A 24,030-nucleotide genomic window follows, 5' to 3' on the forward strand; every position below is an offset into this window, starting at 1 on the left:
AGAGTTTGCAAGGGACGCTTCGGCGTCCCTTCTTTCTTTCCCCCGCGCATCCTTTCACTCTCTTTAACGTCTGATGTGCCCTTCATGTTCATGCGTGAAACCGCGGGGTTGCGAGGGTTCATGGAGTGAGATAGCGGCGGAAGGTAGAGTCCAGCGGCGTGCACCTCAAGGCCCTGACCCTCCGCGGGTTCAAGTCGTTCGCCTCGGCGACCACACTCCGGTTCGAACCGGGCATCACGTGTGTCGTGGGACCGAACGGCTCGGGCAAGTCCAACGTCGTGGACGCCCTGAGCTGGGTCATGGGCGAGCAGGGTGCCAAGTCGCTGCGCGGCGGCAAGATGGAGGACGTCATCTTCGCCGGCACCACCGGCCGTCCGCCACTTGGCCGTGCCGAGGTTTCGCTGACCATCGACAACTCCGACGGCGCCCTGCCCATCGAGTACGCCGAGGTCACCATCACGCGGATCATGTTCCGCAACGGCGGCAGTGAGTACCAGATCAACGGTGACACCTGCCGTCTGCTCGACATCCAGGACCTCCTGTCCGACTCCGGCATCGGCCGCGAGATGCACGTCATCGTCGGCCAGGGCCAGCTCGACTCCGTCCTGCACGCCGATCCCATGGGCCGCCGCGCCTTCATCGAAGAGGCCGCGGGCGTCCTCAAGCACCGCAAGCGCAAGGAGAAGGCGCTCAGGAAACTCGACGCGATGCAGGCCAACCTCGCGCGCGTGCAGGACCTGACGGACGAACTGCGCAGACAGCTCAAGCCACTGGGCCGGCAGGCGGCGGTGGCGCGGCGGGCGGCCGTGATCCAGGCGGATCTGCGGGATGCGCGCCTGAGGCTGCTGGCCGACGATCTCGTACGGCTGCGGGAGGCGCTGAAGGCCGAGGTCGCGGACGAGGCGGCGCTCAAGGAGCGCAAGGAGAACGCCGAGCGGGAGCTGAAGAAGGCCCTGCAGCGCGAGGCGCTCCTGGAGGACGAGGTACGGCAGCTCACCCCGCGGCTGCAGCGCGCCCAGCAGACCTGGTACGAGCTCTCGCAGCTCGCCGAGCGGGTGCGCGGCACGATCTCGCTGGCCGACGCGCGCGTGAAGAGCGCGACCTCCGCGCCGCCGGAGGAGCGGCGGGGCCGCGACCCCGAGGACATGGAGCGCGAAGCCGCCCGCATCCGGGAGCAGGAGGCCGAGCTCGAAGCGGCACTGGAGGCGGCCGAGCGGGCCCTTGAGGACACTGTCGCGCACCGGGCCGAGCTGGAGCGCGAACTCACTCAGGAGGAACGGCGCCTGAAGGATGTCGCGCGCGCGATCGCCGACCGCCGTGAGGGTCTCGCCCGGCTGAACGGCCAGGTCAACGCGGCCCGTTCGCGCGCGGCCTCCGCCCAGGCCGAGATCGACCGGCTGGCCGCCGCCCGCGACGAGGCCCAGGAGCGCGCCGTCGTCGCGCAGGAGGAGTACGAGGCCCTCAAGGCCGAGGTCGACGGCCTCGACGCGGGCGATGCGGAACTCGGTGAGCAGCACGAGGCGGCGAAACAGCGGCTGTCGGACGCCGAGACCGCACTGACGGCGGCCCGGGAGGCGGCCACCGCGGCGGAACGCAAGCGGGCCGCGACCCAGGCCCGGCACGAGGCACTGTCCCTGGGCCTGCGCCGCAAGGACGGAACGGGCGCACTGCTGGGGGCGAAGGATCGTCTCACCGGGCTGCTGGGCCCGGCGGCCGAGCTGCTGACGGTGACACCGGGCTACGAGGTCCCGCTGGCGGCGGCCTTCGGCGCGGCGGCGGACGCCCTCGCGGTCACGTCACCGTCCGCCGCTGCCGAAGCGATCCGCCTGCTGCGCAAGCAGGACGCCGGACGGGCGGCGTTGCTCCTGGCGGGGGAAGCGCCCCAAAGGGGCGCGGGGAACTGGGCGACAAGCCACGACGAACCCGCAGACGCCCCACAACCTCACGCGGCAGATTTCGTCCGCGCCCCTGCCGACCTCATGCCCGCCATCCGCCGCCTCCTCCACGGAGTGGTCGTCGTCGGCACCCTCGAAGACGCCGAGGACCTCGTCTACTCCCGCCCCGACCTCACCGCCGTAACCGCCGAAGGCGACCTGCTGGGCGCTCACTTCGCGCACGGTGGTTCCGCCGGGGCGCCCAGCCTGCTGGAAGTGCAGGCGTCCGTGGACGAGGCCGCCGCCGAGCTGGAAGAGCTGGCCGTGCGGTGCGAGGAGCTGACCGAGGCGCAGTACGCGGCAGGGGAACGACGCAAGGAATGCGCGGCGTCGGTCGAGGAGCTGGGGGAGCGACGGCGCGCCGCCGACCGGGAGAAGTCGACCGTCGCCCAGCAGCTCGGACGGCTCGCCGGGCAGGCACGGGGCGCGGCGGGCGAGGCGGAGCGTTCCCTCGCCGCCGCCGCACGGGCGCAAGAGGCACTCGACCGGGCCCTGGAGGAGGCCGAGGAGCTCGCCGAACGGCTCGCCGTCGCCGAGGAGATGCCGGTCGAGGAGGAGCCCGACACATCCGTACGGGATCGTCTCGCCGCCGACGGTGCCAACGCACGCCAGACCGAGATGGAGGCCCGGCTCCAGGTCCGTACGCACGAGGAGCGGGTCAAGGGCCTTGCCGGGCGCGCCGATTCACTCGACCGGGCCGCCCGCGCGGAACGCGAGGCACGCGCGCGCGCCGAGCAGCGCCGCGCGCGGCTGCGGCACGAGGCGTCCGTGGCGGAAGCCGTCGCCTCCGGAGCCCGGCAGCTGCTCGCGCACGTCGAGGTCTCCCTGGCCCGCGCCGACGAGGAGCGTACGGCGGCCGACGTGGCCAAGGCCCGGCGCGAGCAGGAGCTGGCCGCCGCCCGGAGCGAGGGCCGCGACCTCAAGGGCGAGCTCGACAAGCTGACCGACTCCGTCCACCGCGGTGAGGTGCTCGGCGCCGAGAAGCGCATGCGGATCGAGCAGCTGGAGACCAAGGCGCTGGAGGAGCTGGGCGTGGAGCCGGCCGGGCTCATGTCCGAGTACGGCCCCCATCAGCCCGTGCCGCCGTCCCCGCCCGCCGAGGGCGAGGAGCTGCCCGAGGACCCCGAGCACCCGCGCAATCTGCCCAAGCAGTTCCACCGGGCCGAGCAGGAGAAGCGGCTCAAGGCCGCCGAGCGGGCCTATCAGCAGCTCGGCAAGGTCAACCCGCTCGCCCTGGAGGAGTTCGCCGCGCTGGAGGAACGCCACAAGTTCCTCAGCGAGCAGCTTGAGGACCTGAAGAAGACCCGCCTCGATCTGCTCCAGGTGGTCAAGGAGGTCGACGAGCGCGTCGAGCAGGTCTTCACCGAGGCCTACCGGGACACGGCCCGGGAGTTCGAGGGTGTCTTCAGCCGGCTGTTCCCCGGTGGCGACGGGCGTCTGATCCTCACGGATCCCGACAACATGCTCACCACGGGCGTCGACGTCGAGGCACGGCCGCCGGGCAAGAAGGTCAAGCGGCTGTCGCTGCTCTCGGGTGGTGAGCGCTCCCTCACGGCCGTGGCCCTGCTGGTGTCGATCTTCAAGGCCCGTCCGAGCCCGTTCTACGTGATGGACGAGGTCGAGGCCGCGCTCGACGACACCAACCTGCAGCGGTTGATCCGGATCATGCAGGAACTGCAGGAAGCGTCACAGCTCATCGTCATCACGCACCAGAAGCGGACGATGGAGGTCGCCGACGCCCTGTACGGCGTCTCCATGCAGGGTGACGGGGTGTCGAAGGTCATCAGCCAACGGCTGCGCTAGACCTCCCCCCTCGCTTCCTTCAAGACTTGAACACATTCCCGTTACTTGTGCGCTGGAAAGTCACAGTGGGACCCCCTTGACTTCGAAACTTGAAGGCATAGTCTCGGCGACGTTGCTTTTACCTTCAGGTACCACCTACCTGGAAGGGTCCCCCACCCGGCAGCGACGCCGGTGGCCCGAGGAGTTCGAACGTGACCAGCACTGCACAGGAACCGAAGTCAGGAGCCAGGAAGGCTCATCCCGAGCATCTCGGGCATGTCATCTTCATCGCGGCGGCGGCCGCGATGGGTGGTTTCCTCTTCGGCTACGACAGTTCCGTGATCAACGGCGCCGTTGAGGCGATCCGCGGCCGTTACGACATCGGCTCCGCGGCCCTGGCCCAGGTCATCGCCGTCGCCCTGATCGGCTGTGCCATCGGTGCCGCGACCGCCGGCCGGATAGCCGACCGCATCGGCCGCATCCGGTGCATGCAGATCTCGGCCGTGCTGTTCACCGTCAGCGCCGTCGGCTCGGCGCTGCCCTTCGCCCTGTGGGACCTCGCCCTCTGGCGCATCGTCGGCGGCTTCGCCATCGGCATGGCCTCGGTCATCGGCCCGGCCTACATCGCCGAGGTCGCCCCGCCGGCGTACCGCGGCCGTCTCGGCTCCTTCCAGCAGGCCGCGATCGTCATCGGCATCGCGATCTCGCAGCTGGTCAACTGGGGTCTGCTCAACGCCGCCGGCGGCGACCAGCGCGGCAAGCTGATGGGCCTGGAGGCCTGGCAGGTCATGCTCGGCGTCATGGTGGTTCCGGCCGTCCTCTACGGCCTGCTCTCCTTCGCCATCCCCGAGTCCCCCCGCTTCCTCATCTCCGTCGGCAAGCGCGCGCGTGCCCGCGAGATCCTCGCCGAGGTCGAGGGCGAGCACATCGACCTGGACGCTCGCGTCGACGAGATCGAGCACGCCATGAACAGCGAGCACAGGTCCACGTTCAAGGACCTGCTCGGCGGCGGCTTCTTCTTCAAGCCCATCGTCTGGGTCGGTATCGGCCTGTCGGTCTTCCAGCAGTTCGTCGGCATCAACGTCGCGTTCTACTACTCCTCGACGCTGTGGCAGTCGGTCGGTGTGGACCCGTCGGACTCGTTCTTCTACTCCTTCACGACGTCGATCATCAACATCCTCGGCACCGTGATCGCCATGATCTTCGTGGACCGCGTCGGCCGTAAGCCGCTGGCCCTGATCGGCTCGATCGGCATGGTCGTCGGCCTCGCACTGGAGGCCTGGGCGTTCTCCTTCGACCTGGTCGACGGCAAGCTGCCGGCCGCGCAGGGCTGGACCGCCCTGATCGCAGCCCACGTCTTCGTCCTCTTCTTCGCCCTGTCCTGGGGTGTCGTCGTCTGGGTCATGCTCGGCGAGATGTTCCCGAACAGGATCCGCGCCGCGGCCCTGGGCGTGGCCGCCTCCGCGCAGTGGATCGCCAACTGGGCCATCACCGCGAGCTTCCCGTCGCTGGCCGACTGGAACCTCTCCGTGACCTACGTGATCTACACGGTCTTCGCAGCGCTCTCCGTCCCGTTCGTCCTGAAGTTCGTGAAGGAGACGAAGGGCAAGGCGCTGGAGGAGATGGGCTGAGGCCCCCTGACTCGGGGAGACGGGCCACATCCCCGCCGCCCTTCTCCCCGTATCCGTAGGACGTACTGCCCCGGCTCACTCACCGAGCCGGGGCAGTACGTCTTCGCAGAACAACCGCAGGCTGCGCCATCCCTCGTCCACGGGCATGCCACCCGCCAGCGGATGCAGTACGAGGTTGTCGAGTCCCTGCGCCACGCACTCGTCCGGCGTCAGGATCCGGTACACGCCCTCGGCGCGCAGCTCGTCCACGGTCGTGGCCGCCGACTTCACGGCGGACCGAATGTCCCCGGACTGCCAGGAGGCGTAGGTCCGGGCCTCGTGCAGGAAGTGCCCGCCGTGCTCGGCCCACGCCCGGTCCGGGTCCTCGGCGATGTGCAGCAGCGGGGTCTCGGCGGTGGGCATCATCGTCCAGCCCTCGGTGCCGTACTCCGTCAGCTTCTCCTTGTAGTACGCCTCCAGCTCCGGCAGATGCGCGCTGGGGAAGAACGGCAGGCCCAGGCGGGCGGCCCGGCGGGCGGCGGCCTTCGAGGAGCCCCCGACCAGGAGCAGGGGGTGCGGGTCGGAGCACGGCCGCGGGGTGACCCGTACCGTGCGGCCCCGGTACTCGAACTCCTCGCCGGTCCAGGCCTTGAGCACCGTCTCAAGCAGCTCGTCCTGGAGCCTGCCACGCCGCTTCCAGTCGACGTCGAACTGGGCGTACTCCTCGGGCCGGTACCCGATCCCGGCGACGGTCACCAGCCGGCCGCCGCTCAGCAGATCGAGTACGGCGATGTCCTCGGCCAGCCGCAGCGGGTCGTGCAGCGGGCCGATGACCGCCGAGACGGTGACCGCGATCCGCCGCGTCGCCCCGAACACCGCGCCCGCGAAGGCGAACGGCGACGGCAGCCAGTTGTTCTCGACGCCGTGGTGCTCCTCCGTCTGGACGGTGGTGATCCCGCGGTCGTCGGCGTACGCGGCCATCTCCAGGGCGGCCCGGTAGCGGGCGCCGAGCGAGGCAGGGCTGGCACCGGGTTCGACGAGGTTGAAACGTACGACGGTGACGGGCATGGGGGACCCCCTTCGCCGGGCGGCTGGTGCGGGGGCACGGTAGCTGACGGAGCGTCAGATCGCCATGGGGGCGGCACGAGTGGGCCGTAGGGTGCATGCCATGGCCGATCCCGTACCCACCGATCCGCAGGCGGAGACCGCACAGGGGCGGGTCGCTCTCTGGCTCGACCCGGAGGATCTGCGGTGGCTCGCCCGCCACTGCTGCTGCGCCGAGGACGCGCCGCAGGAGGTCAAGGACCGCTGCGGACGTCTCCGCTTCCGGGCGAGCGCCGCACTGCACAGGCACGGTCACTGAGCCGGCTCGGACACGGCGGCGGTGGATGCCGGTGGCGGGTCGTGTGCTCGGTGTGACGGGGCAGACACGACCTCGGTGCACACCTGAGGCTGGGTGCTGCCGAGACCCATGGCCGATACTGGACGCGTTATGGAAACCGTCATCCTTGCTGTAGTCATCGCCGTGGTCGTGCTCGGTGTGCTCGGCGGGCTCGTGGTCGGCAGCCGGCGCAAGAAGCCGCTGCCCCCGCCGCCCCCCTCCGCACCCGACATCACCGCCCCTCCGGCCGAGCCGCACGTCGGCGACGAGGCCGAGACGCCCCGCGACGAACCCCGCCGGACCATAGAGGAGGTGGATCTTCCGGACGGCTCGACCCCGGTCGCCGTCGAGGAGCCGCCCGTCGTCCCCGGCGTCGAGGTTCCCGAGATCGAGGTCCCCGAGCCGACGGCCGGACGTCTCGTCCGCCTCCGCGCCCGCCTCTCCCGCTCCCAGAACGCGCTCGGCAAGGGGCTGCTCACGCTCCTGTCCCGCGAGCACCTCGACGACGAGACCTGGGAGGAGATCGAGGAGACACTGCTCACCGCCGACGTCGGCGTGGTCCCCACCCAGGAACTGGTCGAGGGCCTGCGCGAGCGGGTGAAGGTCCTCGGCACCCGCACCCCCGCCGAGCTGCGCACCCTGCTGCGCGAGGAACTGCTCAAGCTGGTCGGCACCGAATTCGACCGCACCGTGAAGACCGAGCCCGAGAACAGCAAGCCCGGCATCGTGATGGTCGTCGGCGTCAACGGCACCGGCAAGACCACCACCACCGGCAAGCTCGCCCGGGTCCTGGTCGCCGACGGCCGCACCGTCGTCCTCGGCGCGGCCGACACCTTCCGTGCCGCCGCCGCGGACCAGCTCCAGACCTGGGGCGAGCGGGTCGGCGCCCACACCGTGCGCGGACCGGAGGGCGGAGACCCCGCCTCCGTCGCCTTCGACGCGGTGAAGGAGGGCAAGGAGCTGGGCTCCGACGTCGTCCTCATCGACACCGCCGGTCGCCTGCACACCAAGACCGGGCTCATGGACGAGCTCGGCAAGGTCAAGCGCGTCGTCGAGAAGCACGCCCCGCTGGACGAGATCCTGCTCGTCCTCGACGCCACGACCGGGCAGAACGGCCTGGTGCAGGCCCGCGTGTTCGCCGAGGTCGTCGACATCACCGGCATCGTGCTGACCAAGCTGGACGGCACGGCGAAGGGCGGCATCGTGATCGCGGTCCAGCGTGAGCTGGGCGTACCGGTCAAGCTGGTGGGTCTCGGCGAGGGCGCGGACGACCTGGCGCCGTTCGAGCCGGAGGCGTTCGTTGACGCCCTTATCGGAGAGTGACACCACCTGCCGACATCGGTACGTGGTCGAAGAAGCGCCCGCCCCCAAGGTGCAGTTGGGGTCGGGCGCTTCGCTGTGTACGTCGTAGGGTCTACGCCCGCGACCGGTGCGCCACGTAGGCCAGCGTCCCCAGCAGCAGGCGGGCCGCCGGTGGCTTCGTGGCGGAATCGAGGGCGGGGGGACGCAGCCACCGTGCCGGGCCCAGGCCGCCGCGGTCGGACGGGGGAGCCGTGATGCACCTGCCGGCGCCGAGGCCGCGGAGGTCCAGGGAGGTCGGATCGTCCCAGCCCATGCGGTAGAGCAGCTCGGGGAGTTCGGCGGCGGCGCCGGGAGCGACGAAGAACTGGGCGCGGCCCTCCGGGGTCGCGACGACCGGGCCGAGGGGGAGGCCCATGCGCTCCAGGCGGAGCAGCGCGCGGCGGCCTGCGGGCTCGGCCACCTCGATGACGTCGAAGGCCCGGCCGGCCGGGAGCATGACCGACGCTCCGGGGAACTCGCCCCACGCCTTGGTCACTTCGTCGAGCGTGGCACCGGCCGAGACCTGGGGCGCGAACTCCAGGGGATGCGCTCCCGGCGCGCTGCAATCCGCCCGGCCGCAGGAGCAGGCGCCCGCCGCGGCCCGCGCTCCCGGGACCACGTCCCAGCCCCAGAGCCCCGTGAACTCGGCGACGGCGGTGCACTCCGAGGAGCGGCCGCGCCGACGCGAGCCGGAGCGGATCTCCCGGATGCCGCCGATCGTGAAGCCCATACCCCCTCCAACGGGTCCGACGCGTCGGTGGTTACGGCGCGGAATCGGATCGTGACCCTGCGTGCCTCCGGGGGTGCCGGCTCCGCACGGTCCGAGCGGCGCTCAACGTGCCCCGGGTGGTGAACTCGACGGCACGCGCCCCTGAGTGCTTCGCTCCGCCTACTCCCGATCGGTCTATGTCAAGTGAATCGTGTGGAGGCCACCGTGAGTTCATTCGAAGGGGTGGCGAATGGTGGCGTTTCCGGGATCGCCATGGCTGGAGCAGTGATCGTAGGATTACTTTAAGTGCACGAGTCCTGGGGGCACATGCACTCGTGGGTATGCCGGAGGCAACTCGGCTTCCCGTTCGAAGGGTGACAACCGGCGGACGGGCGGCCGTATTTACCGGCATTCTGATAGGGCTTGGCGCACTCAGCGACAAGTGGTCTCAGGGATGGGGGCGTTCCAGTGAGCGGCAACGGCGGAAGCGGGACGACCGCGACCAGCACGGAGAAGCGCCCCAACGAGCTGCTCACTTCCTGGTTCGTGCGCAGCGGCTGGTCGAAGGGCGAACTCGCCCGCCAAGTCAACCGCAGGGCACGCCAGTTGGGCGCCAACCACATCTCCACGGACACCTCCCGGGTGCGCCGCTGGCTGGACGGCGAGAACCCCCGCGAGCCCATCCCCAGGATCCTGTCCGAGCTGTTCTCCGAGCGCTTCGGCTGCGTGGTCTCCGTCGAGGACCTCGGCCTGCGCGCCGCACGCCAGTCACCCTCCGTGTCCGGCGTGGACCTGCCCTGGACGGGCCCGCAGACGGTGGCGCTGCTCAGCGAGTTCTCGCGCAGCGACCTGATGCTGGCGCGGCGCGGCTTCCTCGGGACTTCGCTGGTCCTGTCCGCGGGCCCGTCCCTCATCGAGCCGATGCAGCGCTGGCTGGTGCCCTCGCTCCAGTCGCCGCAGCCGGAGCCCGAGTCGGCGGCCTCGTCCCGCCGCGTCGGCCGGCTCTCCAAGCCCGAGCTGGACCTGCTGGAGTCCACGACGGTGATGTTCCGGCAGTGGGACGCCCAGTGCGGCGGCGGCCTGCGCCGCAAGGCGGTCGTCGGCCAGCTGCACGAGGTGACGGACCTGCTCCAGGAGCCCCAGCCCGAGGTCACCACCCGCAAGCTGTTCAAGGTCGCCGCCGAGCTGGCCGAGCTCGCGGGCTGGATGTCCTACGACGTGGGGCTGCAGCCCACCGCGCAGAAGTACTTCGTCCTCGCCCTGCACGCCGCCAAGGAGGCCGGCGACAAGCCGCTCGGCTCGTACGTCCTGTCCAGCATGAGCCGCCAGATGATCCACCTCGGCCGGCCCGACGACGCCCTGGAACTGGTCCACCTCGCGCAGTACGGCAGCCGGGACTGCGCAGGCCCCCGCACCCAGTCGATGCTGTATGCGATGGAGGCCCGCGCCTACGCCAACATGGGGCAGCCCGGCAAGTGCAAGCGCGCGGTCCGGATGGCCGAGGACACCTTCGCCGACGTGGAGGAGTGGGACGACCCGGACCCCGACTGGATCCGCTTCTTCTCCGAGGCCGAGCTGCACGGCGAGAACTCCCACTCCTTCCGCGACCTCGCCTATGTCGCGGGCCGCAGCCCCACCTACGCCTCCCTGGCCGAGCCGGTGATGCAGCGGGCCGTCGACCTGTTCGCCCAGGACGGCGAGCACCAGCGCTCGTACGCACTGAACCTGATCGGCATGGCCACGGTGCACCTGCTGCAGCGCGAGCCCGAGCGGAGCACGGTGCTGGCCGAGCAGGCCATGCACATCGCCAAGAAGGTCCGCTCCGAGCGCGTGAACACTCGTATTCGAAAGACGGTCGACACGGCCGTACGCGACTTCGGGGATCTGGCCGAAGTCGTGGACCTCACCGAGAAGCTCGCCGCGGAGCTCCCGGAGACCGCCGAGGCGGTCTGAATCCCTTGACTCCGGCCGTGGGCCGGCCTTCCCGAACTGCCCGACTCGGCTCCCCCGTGCCAGGTCATCGGAAGGCCGCCCGCGGCCGGATCTCCACCTTCGAAGAAGGTTGCGCCACGATAACGATCGCCTCGGCCGACATCCGGCAGTTCATCGAGGCGTAACACGGACGGTGCCTTCGTCACGGCGGCGAAACAACGAGGGGCTTCCAACGAAACGGCGCTGCGCCAATCTCAGGGCGCATAACCGGCCCACCCCCCGCTTTCCCGGACCGCTCACGCTCCGAACCCGCACGGGGCCGTACGAATCGACGAGGAGACGCCGATGGCATCAGCCGCCATCACGCTTGCCGCGGAGGCACCCAAACTGTCATCCGCGAACACAGGCTTCATGCTCATCTGTTCCGCCCTGGTGTTGCTCATGACGCCCGGACTCGCGTTCTTCTATGGCGGCATGGTCCGGGTCAAGAGCACCCTGAACATGCTGATGATGAGCTTCATCAGCATCGGGATCGTCACGATCCTGTGGGTGCTCTACGGCTTCTCCCTTGCCTTCGGCACGAGTAACGGCCTCATCGGCTTCAACTCGGACTGGCTGGGACTGAGCAACATCGGGCTGACACAGCTCTGGGACGGCTACACGATCCCGATCTTCGTCTTCATGATCTTCCAGATGATGTTCGCGGTCATCACGCCGGCCCTGATAAGCGGCGCCCTCGCGGACCGCGTCAAGTTCTCGGCCTGGGCGCTCTTCGTCGCCCTGTGGCTCACGATCGTCTACGTCCCGGTGGCCCACTGGGTGTGGGGTGCCGACGGCTGGGCCTTCAAGCTCGGCGTGATCGACTTCGCCGGTGGTACCGCGGTCCACATCAACGCCGGTGCAGGCGCCCTCGGTGTGATCCTGGTCATCGGCAAGCGCGTCGGCTTCAAGAAGGACCCGATGCGCCCGCACAGCCTCCCGCTGGTCATGCTCGGCGCCGGTCTGCTGTGGTTCGGCTGGTTCGGCTTCAACGCCGGCTCGTGGCTCGGCAACGACGACGGCGTCGGCGCACTGATGTTCGTCAACACGCAGGTCGCCACCGCCGCCGCCATGCTCGCCTGGCTCGCCTACGAGAAGATCCGCCACGGCGCGTTCACCACGCTGGGCGCCGCCTCCGGCGCGGTGGCCGGTCTGGTCGCGATCACTCCGTCCGGTGGCGCTGTCTCCCCGCTCGGTGCGATCGCCGTCGGCGTCATCGCCGGTGTCGCCTGTGCCGCGGCCGTGGGCCTCAAGTTCAAGTTCGGCTACGACGACTCCCTCGACGTGGTCGGCGTCCACATGGTCGGCGGCATCATCGGCTCCCTGCTCATCGGCTTCTTCGCCACGGGCAAGGGCCAGTCCACCGCGACGGGCGTCTTCTACGGCGACCACTCCTTCACCCAGCTGTGGAAGCAGTGCGCCGGTGTCGGCGCGGTCCTCGCCTACTCCCTGATCGCCTCCGCGGTCCTCGCCTTCCTCCTCGACAAGACCATCGGTATGCGGGTCAGCGAGGACGAGGAGGTCGCCGGAATCGACCAGGCCGAGCACGCCGAGACCGCATACGACTTCAGCGGTGCCGGTGGCGGAATCGCCGGAACGGTCTCCGCGGCCCTTTCCGGTTCGAGCAGCAAGAAGGTGGACGCATGAGGGTCATCACCGCGGTCGTCAAGCCGCACCGGCTCGACGAGATCAAGGAAGCCCTCCAGGCCTTCGGGGTACACGGCCTGACGGTCACCGAGGCGAGCGGCTACGGTCGTCAGCGGGGCCACACCGAGGTCTACCGCGGTGCCGAGTACACCGTCGACCTGGTCCCCAAGATCCGTATCGAGGTGCTGGCCGAGGACGACGACGCCGAGCAGCTGATCGACGTCATCGTCAAGGCGGCCCGTACCGGCAAGATCGGTGACGGCAAGGTCTGGTCCCTCCCGGTGGAGACGGCCGTTCGGGTCCGCACCGGCGAGCGCGGTCCCGACGCGCTCTGACAGAAGAAGAACAAGGAGCTGCTGGGTGTCGAGCACGGACGTGCACAAGGAAGCGGAAGACTCCGGACCCAGCGGCTATGCGGCGGCCCGGCTGCGTCTCCTCACTGAGGGCGCGCAGTCCGGGCCGCCGCGCCGTAAGGCCCTGTCGGAACTGACGGACGACTGGCTGTCGGGGCTCTTCGGCGCCGGAGCCGAGGGGCTGAACGGGGTCTCACTGATCGCCGTCGGCGGCTACGGCCGCGGTGAGCTCTCCCCGCGCAGCGACCTGGACCTGCTCCTGCTCCACGACGGCAGCGACCCCCAGGCCGTCGCCGCCCTGGCCGACCGCATCTGGTACCCCGTCTGGGACCTCGGCCTCGCCCTCGACCACTCCGTGCGCACCCCGGCGGAGGCCCGCAAGACCGCCGGGGAGGACCTGAAGGTCCAGCTCGGCCTCCTGGACGCCCGCCACATCGCCGGTGACCTGGGCCTGACGGCCGGCCTCCGTACGGCCGTCCTCGCCGACTGGCGCAACCAGGCGCCGAAACGTCTCCTCGAACTCCAGGAACTGTGCACCGAGCGCGCCGAGCGCCAGGGCGAGCTGCAGTACCTGCTGGAGCCGGACCTGAAGGAGGCCCGCGGTGGTCTGCGGGACGCCACCACCCTGCGCGCCGTCGCCGCCTCCTGGCTGGCCGACGCCCCGCGCGAGGGCCTCGACGACGCCAGGCGCCGGCTGCTCGACGTCCGCGACGCCCTGCACCTGACGACCGGGCGGGCCACCGACAGGCTCGCGCTCCAGGAGCAGGACCAGGTCGCCGCCGAACTCGGCCTGCTCGACGCCGACACCCTGCTGCGGCAGGTGTACGAGTCGGCGCGGGTCATCTCGTACGCCAGCGACGTCACCTGGCGTGAGGTCGGGCGCGTGCTCAGGTCGCGAGCCGTGCGGCCGCGGCTGCGCGCCATGCTCGGCGGCGGGAAGCCGGTCCCCGACCGCTCTCCGCTGGCCGAGGGCGTGGTCGAGCAGGACGGCGAGGTGGTGCTCGCCCGTGCCGCCCGCCCCGAGCGCGACCCCGTGCTGCCGCTGCGCGCCGCGGCCGCCGCCGCCCAGGCCGGCCTCCCGCTCTCCCTGCACGCCGTACGGCGCCTGGCAGCCGTCGCGCGCCCCCTGCCCACGCCCTGGCCCGCAGAGGCCCGCGAACAGCTCGTGACCCTGCTCGGCTCGGGCCGCCCGACCGTCGACGTCTGGGAGGCGCTGGAGGCGGAGGGCCTGATCACCCGGCTGCTCCCGGACTGGGAGCGGGTGCGCTGCCGCCCGCAGCGCAACGCCGTCCACATCTGGACCGTCGACCGGCACCTGATCGAGACGGCCGTACGTGCCTCCGAGTTCACCCGCCGCGTCCACCGCCCCGACCTGCTCCTGGTCGCCGCGCTCCTGCACGACATCGGCAAGGGCTGGCCCGGCGACCACTCGGTGGCCGGCGAGATCATCGCCAAGGACGTGGCCGCCCGCATCGGCTTCGACCGCGACGAGGTGGCCGTCCTCGCCACCCTCGTACGCCACCATCTGCTGCTCGTCGACACGGCCACCCGCCGCGACCTGGAGGATCCGGCCACGGTCCGTGCGGTCGCCGAGGCGGTCGGCTCGCAGTCCACCCTGGAGCTGCTGCACGCGCTGACCGAGGCGGACGCCCTGGCCACCGGTCCGGCGGCCTGGTCGTCCTGGCGGGGCTCCCTGGTCGCCGACCTGGTGAAGCGGGTTGCGGCCGTCCTCGCCGGGGACGTCCTCGACGAGCCCGAGGCCGCCGCGCCCACCGCCGAGCAGGAGCGGCTCGCGATCGAGGCGATCGCCACGGGCAGCCCGGTGTTGTCCCTGCGCGCGCAGACCGAGCCGCCGGCCGGGGAACAGCCGTCCGGCGACCCGGAGCCGCTCGGCGTCGAGCTGCTCATCGCCGTACCGGATCAGCCGGGCGTGCTTCCCGCCGTGGCCGGCGTCCTCGCCATGCACCGGCTGACCGTGCGGACCGCGGAACTGCGTTCCCTGGACCTGCCGGACGGCGTCGAGGGCGCGGTCCTGCTGCTGGACTGGCGGGTCGCCGCCGAGTACGGCTCACTGCCGCAGGCGGCCCGCCTGCGCGCGGATCTCGTACGGGCGCTGGACGGCTCCCTGGACATCGCCGGCCGTCTCGCCGAGCGCGACGCCGCGTATCCCCGCCGCCGGGGCGTCGTGGCGCCGCCGCCCCGGGTGGCCGTCGCCTCGGCCGCGTCGCGGCTGGCCACCGTGATCGAGGTGCGCTCCCAGGACGCCCCCGGTCTGCTGTTCCGGATCGGGCGGGCGCTGGAGGACGCGAACGTACGGATGCGCAGCGCACACGTCTCCACGCTGGGCGCGAACGCGGTGGACGCCTTCTACGTGACCGGGCCCGAGGGCGCGCCGCTGCCGGGTGAGGAGGCGGCGTCGCTGGCGCGGAAGCTGGAGGAGACATTGCGGGGCTGACCGGTTGTGGGAACGGCCGGGGACGATTGTCTTGCGCGGCCCGATACCCTGGAAGACGCTCACACTGCCCCCGACTCCGAGGACCGACGCCGCCGTGTTCGACACTCTCTCCGATCGCCTCTCAGCGACCTTCAAGAATCTGCGCGGCAAGGGGCGTCTGAGCGAGGCGGACGTCGACGCCACCGCGCGCGAGATCCGCATCGCGCTCCTCGAAGCGGACGTGGCCCTGCCCGTCGTACGGTCGTTCATCAAGAACGTCAAGGAGCGTGCCCTCGGCGCCGAGGTCTCCGGTTCGCGGTACCCGGCCCAGCGGGTCCTCGACATCGTCAACGAAGAGCTGGTCACCATCCTGGGCGGCCAGACCCGCCGCCTCCGCTTCGCCAAGCAGCCGCCGACCGTGATCATGCTCGCGGGTCTGCAGGGCGCCGGTAAGACCACCCTCGCCGGCAAGCTCGCCAAGCACCTCAAGGAAGCGGGCCACTCGCCGCTCCTGGTCGCCGCGGACCTCCAGCGCCCGAACGCGGTCACCCAGCTGAGCGTCGTCGCCGAGCGCGCGGGCGTGGCCGTCTTCGCCCCGGAACCGGGCAACGGCGTGGGTGACCCGGTCAAGGTCGCCGAGGACTCCATCCAGCACGCCAGGACCAAGGTCCACGACATCGTGATCGTGGACACGGCCGGCCGCCTCGGCATCGACCAGGACATGATGCAGCAGGCCGCGGACATCCGGGACGCGGTCTCCCCGGACGAGATCCTCTTCGTCGTCGACGCGATGATCGGTCAGGACGCCGTGAACACGGCGGAGGCCTTCCGCGACGGCGTCGGCTTCGACGGCGTGGTCCTCTCCAAGCTCGACGGCGACGCCCGCGGTGGTGCGGCCCTGTCGATCGCCTCGGTCACCGGCAAGCCGATCATGTTCGCGTCGAACGGCGAGAAGCTGGAGGACTTCGACGTCTTCCACCCCGACCGGATGGCCTCGCGCATCCTCGACCTGGGTGACCTGGCCACCCTGTTCGAGAAGGCGCAGAAGGAGTTCAGCGAGGAAGAGGCCGCCAAGATGGCCTCCAAGCTCGCCTCCAAGAAGGGCCAGGACTTCACCCTCGACGACTTCCTGGCCCAGATGGAGCAGGTCAGGAAGATGGGCAGCATCAGCAAGCTGCTCGGCATGATGCCCGGAATGGGCCAGATCAAGGAACAGATCAACAACATCGACGAGCGGGACGTCGACCGCACGGCCGCCATCATCAAGTCGATGACCCCGGCCGAGCGCCAGGACGCGACGATCATCAACGGCTCCCGCCGTGCCCGTATCGCCAAGGGTTCCGGCGTCGAGGTCAGCGCGGTCAAGAACCTCGTCGAGCGGTTCTTCGAGGCCCGCAAGATGATGTCCCGCATGGCCCAGGGCGGTGGCATGCCGGGGATGCCCGGGATTCCGGGCATGGGCGGCGGTCCCGGCCGTACCAAGAAGCAGCCGAAGAAGGCCAAGGGCAAGCAGCGCTCGGGCAACCCGATGAAGCGCAGGCAGCAGGAGCAGGAGGAGGCCGAGCGGCGGGCCGCGGCGGCTCAGGGCGGCGGCGCCTTCGAGGTGCCGGGCCAGCAGGCCCCGCAGGACTTCGAGCTGCCGGACGAGTTCAAGAAGTTCATGGGCTGAGTTCACCCTCTGCGAGTGCCAGGGGTTGGTCATTGTCGTAACGTCCGCATATGACCAACCCCGCCCCGCCGCGCAAGTCGCCCGACCAGCCCTGGCGTACCGAGGGCACTCCCGAGGAGCCGCAGAAGCCGTCCCCGGGTGGTCGGAAGATGCGCGGCGGCTGGTGGAGCCTGATCCTGACCGCGCTGGTCGTGTATCTGATCGCCAACCTGGTGCTGTCGTTCTTCAACGAGGGTGACGAACCGACGATCTCGTACACCGAGTTCAGCAAGCAGGTCGACGCCGGGAACGTCAGCAAGATCTACTCCAAGGGCGACGCGATCCAGGGCCAGCTCAAGAAGGAGCGGGAACGGCCCGGCGGAGGCGGCAAGTACACCAAGTTCAACACCCAGCGCCCGTCGTTCGCCGACGACCAGCTCTGGGAGGACCTGACCAAGCACGACGTCACCGTCACGGCAGAGCCCGTCGTCCAGCACCGTAGTTTTCTGGCCAATCTGCTGATCTCGTTGGCGCCGATGCTGCTTCTGGTCGTGCTGTGGATCTTCATCGCGCGGCGGATGAGCGCGGGATTGGGCGGCGCGGGCGGCATGCTCGGCCGCAAGGCGCCGCCCAAGCCGGTCGAGCTGGAGCCGGGCCAGCCGCGCACGACGTTCGAGGACGTGGCCGGCATCGACGAGGTCGAGGGCGAACTCAACGACGTCGTCGACTTCCTGAAGAACCCCGACGCCTACCGCAGGATGGGCGCGAAGATGCCGCGGGGCGTACTGCTCGCGGGCCCACCCGGCACGGGCAAGACGCTCCTCGCGCGCGCCGTCGCCGGCGAGGCGGGCGTGCCCTTCTTCTCCGCGTCCGCTTCCGAGTTCATCGAGATGATCGTCGGCGTGGGCGCCTCACGCGTGCGTGAGCTGTTCGCGGAGGCACGCAAGGTGGCCCCGTCGATCATCTTCATCGACGAGATCGACACCATCGGCCGGGCCCGCGCCGGCGGCTCCGGCATGGGCGGTCACGACGAGCGCGAGCAGACGCTGAACCAGATCCTGACCGAGATGGACGGCTTCTCGGGCTCGGAGGGCGTCATCGTCATCGCGGCCACCAACCGCGCGGACGTCCTGGACCCGGCCCTGACCCGCCCCGGCCGCTTCGACCGGGTGGTCATGGTCTCGCCCCCGGACCGCGGCGGCCGCGAGGCCATCCTGGCGATCCACACCCGCGAGATCCCGCTCGCGAAGGACGTCGACCTCGGCCAAGTGGCCCGTACGACCCCGGGCATGACCGGCGCGGAACTGGCCAACCTCGCCAACGAGGCGGCCCTGCTCGCCGTCAAGCGCAAGCAGGAGCGGGTGACGCAGAGCGACCTCTCCGAGGCCCTGGAGAAGGTCCAACTCGGCGCCGAACGGCCGCTGGTGATGCCCGAGGAGGAGCGCCGGCGCACCGCGTACCACGAGAGCGGACACGCCCTGCTCGGCATGCTCCAGCCCGGCGCCGACCCCGTCCGCAAGATCACCATCGTCCCGCGCGGCCGCGCCCTCGGCGTCACGCTCTCCACACCGGAGTCCGACAAGTACGCGTACACCGAGGAGTACCTGCGCGGCCGCATCATCGGCGCGCTCGGCGGCATGGCGGCGGAACAGGTCGTCTACGGCGTCGTCACGACCGGTGCGGAGAACGACCTGGAACAGGTCACCAACATCGCGCGCGGGATGGTCGCCCGCTGGGGGATGAGCGAGCGCGTCGGCCGCCTGTCCGCCCTCCCCGGCGACGCCCAACAGGCGTACGGCCTCTCGGCGGCCCCCCAGACCCTGGACGTGATCGAGCACGAGATGCGCCGGATCGTCGACGAGTGCTACGAGGAGGCGTGCCGCAAGCTGCGCGACCACCGCCCCCAACTGGACGCGCTCGCCCGGGCGTTGCTGGCGAACGAGACCCTGGAGGAGGCGGACGCGTACCGGGTCGCGGGGATCACACGAGCGGCGAGGGAGCCGGGCGCCTAGGCCTGTCCGGCGGGGGCTGCGCGTTGTTGCCGACCCGAGTGGGGTCTGGTGCGTGCAGTTGCAAGGCGGAGGAGGGAGTCGGCGAGTGACGACAACGCCGCTGGGGGTCCCCCACGCCTTCAAGGGCAGTGGGGGAGTGCGTGCCTGGGCCCGCGACGCCGGCGTGATCCGCCGGACAGGCCTGGACACCTAGGGCGTACGGGCGACCAGGTACCGGAACACGTTCGGCATCCACACCGTCCTGTCCGTGCGCAGATACGGATGCAGGGCCTCCGTCAGCTCCTTGTCCACCTGTGCCTGGTCCGTCACGGAGATCGCCGCGTCGAACAGGCCCGTCGACAGCAGCCCTCGAACCGCACTGTCCATGTCCGCGTACCCGAAGGGACACGCGACCCGTCCGGATCCGTCGGGCTTCAGCCCCGCCCGCTGGGCCACCTCCTCCAGGTCGTCGCGGAGGGCGGGGCGCCAACTGCCCGCGCTGCGCAGTGGATCCGCCAACCTGGTGGCCACCCGCAGCACGGACGACGTGGCGCAGCGTTCCGGCGGACCCCAGCCGGCCAGCACCACGGGCGCCCCGCGCTCGACGAGCGGTGCCGCCGCCTGCAAGAGCCCACCGAGCCCCTCCGCGTCGCCCGCCAGACACCCGATGGGCTCGAAGGCGGTCACCAGGCCGTACGCGGACGTCTCCGCACCGCCCGCGGCCCCGGCGTCCTCGGGCGAACCGTCCACGAGCCGGGTTTCCGCACGCACGCGCGTGCCCCACGCGTCCGGCAGCAGCCGCTCCCGCGCGAGCGCGAGCCGCTCGGGGGAGGAGTGGTCGACACCGGTGACCGCGGCCCCCCTGGACGCCGCCATGAGGAGGGCCAGTCCGCTGCCGCAGCCGAGGCCCAGCAGCCGGGTGCCGGGGCCCACCTCCAGTCGCTCGTAGACGGCCTCGTAGAGCGGGACCAGCATCCGCTCCTGGATCTCGGACCAGTCACGCGCGCGTGCACACAGATCCACGCGGGGTGTCTCGCCCGCCTGAGACAGGTGCTGCCGCACGAGCGTAGGTGTCATCAAAGCGCCCCAATCCGCCGAGAGTTGCCGCTGTGCCCGTTTCCGTAGCCCCCGTGACGTGCGCTCGCACTCCCCCCGTATGTCAGGTAACTCCGCACTCGACCGCGCGTCCAGGGGTTGTCGGGCCCGGCTTGCGGGTTCGCGGTGCGAGTGGCGAGATTTCACGTCCCGGCAACCTGGGCCCGTACGATCACCGGGGCCGGACCGGCCCGACACGGGGCAGCCGTACCGCGTCTGGCCGTCGAGGAGGGGCCGGTCGCCGGGGATGGCGAAGCTCCCGGTAACGTCACGGCGGCCGTCGGCGCTGACTGAAGTGACGCCCTCCGCCGCGAGAGCGGCCGAAACGCATCTTGCGCACCTGCGGATCACAACCGCACCGGGCCGTGGACATCGGCTACGTGCCGGGTCGTAGGACGGACTACGTACCACCTTGGTACGAGCTGTGAGGTTTCTCCGCAGATCAGCGCACCCGCCCTCGTCAGGACGCATCAGCGGCAACTGACGGGTACGTGCAAATTATTTGGGATGGCCCGGAATAGGAACACAGCGGCACCCCCGCTCGTTGTCATTACGTGAGCACGACACAGACACCACCTGTTCTCGCCGCAGAGCTGGCACAGGCGTGGGCCGACATTCAGCGGTACCACCCCGAGCTGCCCGATCTGGCCGCGCCCGAGTCCCTGATCGGAGAGTCGTCGTCCGCGTGCGGTCACGAACTCTCCTTCGAGCGACTGCTCCATGAGGCAGTCCACGGCATCGCCGCCGCGCGCGGCGTGCGCGACACGTCCCGCGCCGGCCGCTACCACAACCGCAGATTCCTCGCGATCGCCGAGGAGCTGGGCCTGGATCACCCCGAGGAACCGCACCCCAGCAGCGGCTTCTCGCTGGTCACGCTCAACCCCGAGGCGAAGCGCCGCTACCGCCCGACGATGGAGCGGCTCCAGCGCGCCCTGAAGGCCCACACGGCCGCCACCTCCGCGGACACCCCGAAGAGCTTCCGGGGCCCGGCCGCCCGCCACGGCTCGTCCGGGGGAGGGGTGCGAGTGAAGGCGGTGTGCGACTGCGGTCGTAACGTACGCGTCGTTCCGTCCGTCCTGGCCCAGGCGCCGATTGTGTGCGGGGGCTGCGGGAAGCCGTTCCGGATTCCGGAGGTCGTCGGGGCTGCGGCAGGCTGAGGCTGCGACTGCTCGTGGCAGTCGCAGTCCGGATGCCGTAGCCGGCAGACCTGGCCCGTGGGCACCTGGGACGCCGGGTGCCCCACAGCCATGCCTCGCCGTACCCGGGGCGGAGCCGGCCCGCAGGGTGTGGCACAATGGCTAGCTGTACTCGACAGCCGCACAGGAACCCTCTCGCCTCCGGCTGACGCGTCCATCGGGCACTCGGGTACCGCAACCCCACGCGGCAATCTCGCCGTGCCCAACCACGTCAAAACCAGGAGAACCCACTCCCGTGGCAGTCAAGATCAAGCTGAAGCGTCTGGGCAAGATCCGTTCGCCTCACTACCGCATCGTCGTCGCCGACTCCCGCACCCGCCGTGACGGCCGTGCGATCGAGGAGATCGGTCTGTACCACCCGGTGCAGAACCCCTCCCGCATCGAGGTCGACTCGGAGCGCGCGCAGTACTGGCTGGGTGTCGGCGCGCAGCCGACCGAGCCCGTCCTCGCCATTCTGAAGCTGACCGGCGACTGGCAGAAGTACAAGGGCGAGCCCGCCCCGGCTCCGCTGCTCGTGGCCGAGCCGAAGGCCGCCCGCCCGGTGTTCGACGCCCTTGGCGGCGACGACGAGGGCAAGGGTGAGGCGATCACCCAGAAGAAGAAGGCCGAGAAGAAGGACGAGGCTCCCGCTGAGTCCTCGTCTGCGTCGACCGAGGCCTGAGCATGCTCGAGGAGGCTCTCGAGCACCTCGTGAAGGGCATCGTCGACAACCCTGACGATGTGCAGGTCGCCTCGCGCGATCTGCGCCGCGGGCGCGTTCTCGAGGTCCGGGTCCACCCGGACGACCTCGGAAAGGTGATCGGCCGCAACGGCCGCACCGCGCGCGCTCTGCGTACCGTCGTGGGCGCCATCGGCGGCCGCGGTGTCCGCGTCGACCTCGTCGACGTGGACCACGTCCGCTGACGCCAAACGCAGCACCGGCTCGGGCCGGGGAGGGCCACTGTGCCGTCCCCGGCCCGTAGTCGTTTCGAGTCGTTTACGACAGGAGATCTTCGGAAGTGCAGCTCGTAGTCGCGCGGATCGGCCGCGCCCACGGCATCAAGGGCGAGGTCACCGTCGAGGTCCGTACCGACGAGCCCGAACTGCGGCTCGCACCCGGTGCCGTACTGGCCACCGAGCCCGCCGCTGCGGGCCCCCTCACCATCGAGACGGGCCGCGTCCACAGCGGTCGCCTGCTCCTGCGCTTCGCGGGCGTCGCCGACCGCACCGCCGCCGAGGCGCTGCGCAACCTCCTGCTGATCGCCGAGGTAGACCCGGAGGTGCTCCCCGAGGACGAGGACGAGTACTACGACCACCAGCTGATGGACCTGGACGTGGTGACGAAGGACGGCGAGGAGATCGGCCGTATCACCGAGATCTCGCACCTGCCCTCGCAGGACCTGTTCATCGTCGAACGCCCGGACGGGAGCGAGGTGATGATCCCCTTCGTCGAGGAGATCGTCACCGAGATCGACCTCGAGGAACAGCGGGCGGTCATCGACCCGCCGCCCGGCCTGATCGACGACGTGATCGACGACCAGGCCGACAGCGACGAAGCCGCTGATGGATCCGGTGGATCCGGTGCGTCGTCCCGGGACGAGTCCTGATGCGCCTCGACGTCGTCACGATCTTCCCCGAGTACCTGGAGCCCCTGAACGTCTCCCTCGTCGGCAAGGCACGCGCGCGTGGGCAGCTGAACGTCCATGTGCACGACCTGCGCGCGTGGACGTACGACCGCCACAACACGGTCGACGACACCCCGTACGGCGGCGGCCCCGGCATGGTCATGAAGACGGACCCCTGGGGCGACGCCCTGGACTCCGCCCTCGCCGACGGCTACGAGGCGGGCTCGCACGCGCCCGCGCTGATCGTCCCCACGCCCAGCGGCCGCCCCTTCACCCAGGAACTCGCCGTCGAACTCTCCGAGCGCCCCTGGCTGATCTTCACGCCGGCGCGCTACGAGGGCATCGACCGGCGGGTGATCGACGAGTACGCGACCCGGATGCCGGTCCACGAGGTGTCCATCGGGGACTACGTCCTCGCCGGCGGCGAGGCGGCCGTACTCGTGATCACGGAGGCCGTGGCCCGGCTGCTGCCCGGTGTCCTCGGCAACGCCGAGTCCCACCGCGACGACTCCTTCGCACCCGGCGCCATGGCCAACCTCCTGGAAGGCCCCGTCTACACCAAGCCCCCACAGTGGCGCGGCCGTGGCATTCCGGACGTGCTGCTGAGCGGCCACCACGGCAAGATCGCCCGCTGGCGCCGCGACGAGGCCCTGAGGCGTACGACGGCCAACCGGCCCGACCTCATCGAGCGCTGCGACCCGAAGGCCTTCGACAAGAAGGACCGCGAGATGCTCTCCATCCTGGGCTGGGCGCCGGACCCGGAGGGCGGGCCGTACGGCCGATTTTGGCGCAGGACGGACGGCGTGGAAGAATAGGCCGCTGTTGTGCGTCGTCCGGCGTGCGCCCCTGCCGCAGGGGGACACGACGCCCGCCCCGACACGGACAGCATCCTTCAGGAACACCTATCGCCCGTTGATGACCTGTGGCATCAGCGAAGAAAGCAGACGAAATGTCTCACCTGCTCGACACCGTCGATGCCGCGTCGCTGCGCAGCGACGTCCCGGCCTTCCGCCCGGGTGACACCGTCAACGTCCACGTCCGCGTCATCGAGGGCAACCGCTCCCGTGTGCAGCAGTTCAAGGGCGTTGTGATCCGCCGCCAGGGCGCCGGTGTCCGCGAGACCTTCACGGTCCGCAAGGTCTCCTTCTCCGTCGGCGTCGAGCGCACCTTCCCGGTGCACACCCCGATCGTCGAGAAGATCGAGCTCGTCACCCGCGGTGACGTGCGTCGCGCCAAGCTGTACTACCTGCGCGAGCTGCGCGGTAAGGCCGCGAAGATCAAGGAGAAGCGCGACAGCTGAGCTCGCGCAGGCGTTCCCAGCGGGGCCGGATAGC

19 protein-coding genes are annotated in these 24,030 nt (G+C 70.5%); 16 read left to right on the plus strand and 3 right to left on the minus strand.

The window, feature by feature from the left end; translation table 11 throughout:
• Positions 1–158 precede the first annotated feature (158 nt).
• Both smc and OG870_RS32725 read left to right on the plus strand, forming a co-directional pair.
• Positions 159–3,737, plus strand: coding sequence for a chromosome segregation protein SMC (smc, locus tag OG870_RS32720; RefSeq protein ID WP_266590236.1), 3,579 nt, complete (start codon positions 159–161; stop codon positions 3,735–3,737).
• A gap of 191 nt (positions 3,738–3,928) precedes the next feature.
• Complete coding sequence (locus OG870_RS32725) at positions 3,929–5,347, plus strand: sugar porter family MFS transporter (protein WP_266590238.1); 1,419 nt, start codon at positions 3,929–3,931, stop codon at positions 5,345–5,347.
• 75 nt (positions 5,348–5,422) lie between these two features.
• On the opposite strand, the gene OG870_RS32730 is transcribed toward OG870_RS32725, so the two are convergent.
• Positions 5,423–6,394, minus strand: coding sequence for an LLM class flavin-dependent oxidoreductase (locus OG870_RS32730; RefSeq protein WP_266590240.1), 972 nt, complete (start codon positions 6,392–6,394; stop codon positions 5,423–5,425).
• A 100-nt stretch (positions 6,395–6,494) separates the two neighbouring features.
• Between OG870_RS32730 and OG870_RS32735 the strand changes: the two genes are divergently transcribed.
• A complete protein-coding gene (locus OG870_RS32735; RefSeq protein WP_266522127.1) occupies positions 6,495–6,689 on the plus strand; it encodes a hypothetical protein in 195 nt (64 codons plus the stop codon).
• Between the two features lie 129 nt (positions 6,690–6,818).
• Complete coding sequence (gene ftsY, locus OG870_RS32740) at positions 6,819–8,030, plus strand: signal recognition particle-docking protein FtsY (protein WP_266522129.1); 1,212 nt, start codon at positions 6,819–6,821, stop codon at positions 8,028–8,030.
• Between the two features lie 91 nt (positions 8,031–8,121).
• Here ftsY and OG870_RS32745 read toward each other — a convergent pair whose 3' ends face one another.
• On the minus strand, positions 8,122–8,778 hold the full coding sequence (locus OG870_RS32745) for a bifunctional DNA primase/polymerase (protein WP_266590242.1): 657 nt from the start codon (positions 8,776–8,778) through the stop codon (positions 8,122–8,124).
• 447 nt (positions 8,779–9,225) lie between these two features.
• On the opposite strand from OG870_RS32745, the gene nsdA reads away from it, so the two are divergent.
• The 6 genes from nsdA to ftsH all read left to right on the plus strand — a co-directional run bounded on the left by nsdA (position 9,226) and on the right by ftsH (position 18,822).
• Positions 9,226–10,710, plus strand: a complete 1,485-nt coding sequence (gene nsdA, locus OG870_RS32750; protein WP_266590244.1) for a transcriptional repressor NsdA — start codon at positions 9,226–9,228, stop codon at positions 10,708–10,710.
• A gap of 324 nt (positions 10,711–11,034) precedes the next feature.
• Positions 11,035–12,375, plus strand: a complete 1,341-nt coding sequence (locus OG870_RS32755; RefSeq protein WP_266522136.1) for an ammonium transporter — start codon at positions 11,035–11,037, stop codon at positions 12,373–12,375.
• On the plus strand, positions 12,372–12,710 hold the full coding sequence (locus OG870_RS32760) for a P-II family nitrogen regulator (RefSeq protein WP_266522138.1): 339 nt from the start codon (positions 12,372–12,374) through the stop codon (positions 12,708–12,710). The genes OG870_RS32755 and OG870_RS32760 overlap by 4 nt, the downstream gene beginning before the upstream one ends.
• A gap of 25 nt (positions 12,711–12,735) precedes the next feature.
• Positions 12,736–15,183 carry a [protein-PII] uridylyltransferase gene (locus OG870_RS32765; RefSeq protein WP_266590246.1) on the plus strand — a complete coding sequence of 816 codons (2,448 nt, stop codon included), beginning with the start codon at positions 12,736–12,738 and terminating at the stop codon, positions 15,181–15,183.
• Between the two features lie 94 nt (positions 15,184–15,277).
• On the plus strand, positions 15,278–16,831 hold the full coding sequence (gene ffh, locus OG870_RS32770) for a signal recognition particle protein (RefSeq protein ID WP_266522142.1): 1,554 nt from the start codon (positions 15,278–15,280) through the stop codon (positions 16,829–16,831).
• Positions 16,832–16,881: 50 nt separating this feature from the next.
• On the plus strand, positions 16,882–18,822 hold the full coding sequence (gene ftsH, locus OG870_RS32775) for an ATP-dependent zinc metalloprotease FtsH (RefSeq protein ID WP_266522144.1): 1,941 nt from the start codon (positions 16,882–16,884) through the stop codon (positions 18,820–18,822).
• A 189-nt stretch (positions 18,823–19,011) separates the two neighbouring features.
• Here ftsH and OG870_RS32780 read toward each other — a convergent pair whose 3' ends face one another.
• Positions 19,012–19,878 (minus strand): class I SAM-dependent methyltransferase, encoded by an 867-nt coding sequence (locus tag OG870_RS32780; RefSeq protein ID WP_266590248.1) that lies wholly within the window; start codon positions 19,876–19,878, stop codon positions 19,012–19,014.
• 572 nt (positions 19,879–20,450) lie between these two features.
• On the opposite strand from OG870_RS32780, the gene OG870_RS32785 reads away from it, so the two are divergent.
• The 6 genes from OG870_RS32785 (at position 20,451) to rplS (ending at position 23,996) form a co-directional block, all read left to right on the plus strand.
• The gene (locus tag OG870_RS32785) at positions 20,451–21,053 is read left to right on the plus strand and encodes a hypothetical protein (protein ID WP_266522148.1); all 603 of its coding nucleotides are present in this window, start codon (positions 20,451–20,453) and stop codon (positions 21,051–21,053) included.
• A gap of 274 nt (positions 21,054–21,327) precedes the next feature.
• The gene (rpsP, locus tag OG870_RS32790) at positions 21,328–21,753 is read left to right on the plus strand and encodes a 30S ribosomal protein S16 (RefSeq protein WP_266522150.1); all 426 of its coding nucleotides are present in this window, start codon (positions 21,328–21,330) and stop codon (positions 21,751–21,753) included.
• A gap of 2 nt (positions 21,754–21,755) precedes the next feature.
• The gene (locus OG870_RS32795) at positions 21,756–21,995 is read left to right on the plus strand and encodes an RNA-binding protein (RefSeq protein WP_005479813.1); all 240 of its coding nucleotides are present in this window, start codon (positions 21,756–21,758) and stop codon (positions 21,993–21,995) included.
• Between the two features lie 95 nt (positions 21,996–22,090).
• The gene (gene rimM / locus OG870_RS32800) at positions 22,091–22,678 is read left to right on the plus strand and encodes a ribosome maturation factor RimM (RefSeq protein WP_266522152.1); all 588 of its coding nucleotides are present in this window, start codon (positions 22,091–22,093) and stop codon (positions 22,676–22,678) included.
• The gene (gene trmD, locus OG870_RS32805; RefSeq protein ID WP_266522154.1) at positions 22,678–23,511 is read left to right on the plus strand and encodes a tRNA (guanosine(37)-N1)-methyltransferase TrmD; all 834 of its coding nucleotides are present in this window, start codon (positions 22,678–22,680) and stop codon (positions 23,509–23,511) included. Before rimM ends, trmD begins: the two co-directional genes overlap by 1 nt.
• A 134-nt stretch (positions 23,512–23,645) precedes the next feature.
• Positions 23,646–23,996, plus strand: a complete 351-nt coding sequence (gene rplS / locus OG870_RS32810; protein ID WP_266522156.1) for a 50S ribosomal protein L19 — start codon at positions 23,646–23,648, stop codon at positions 23,994–23,996.
• The last annotated feature ends 34 nt before the right edge of the window (positions 23,997–24,030 follow it).

Source organism: Streptomyces sp. NBC_00461, assembly GCF_036013935.1.
Classification (GTDB): Bacteria; Actinomycetota; Actinomycetes; order Streptomycetales; family Streptomycetaceae; genus Streptomyces.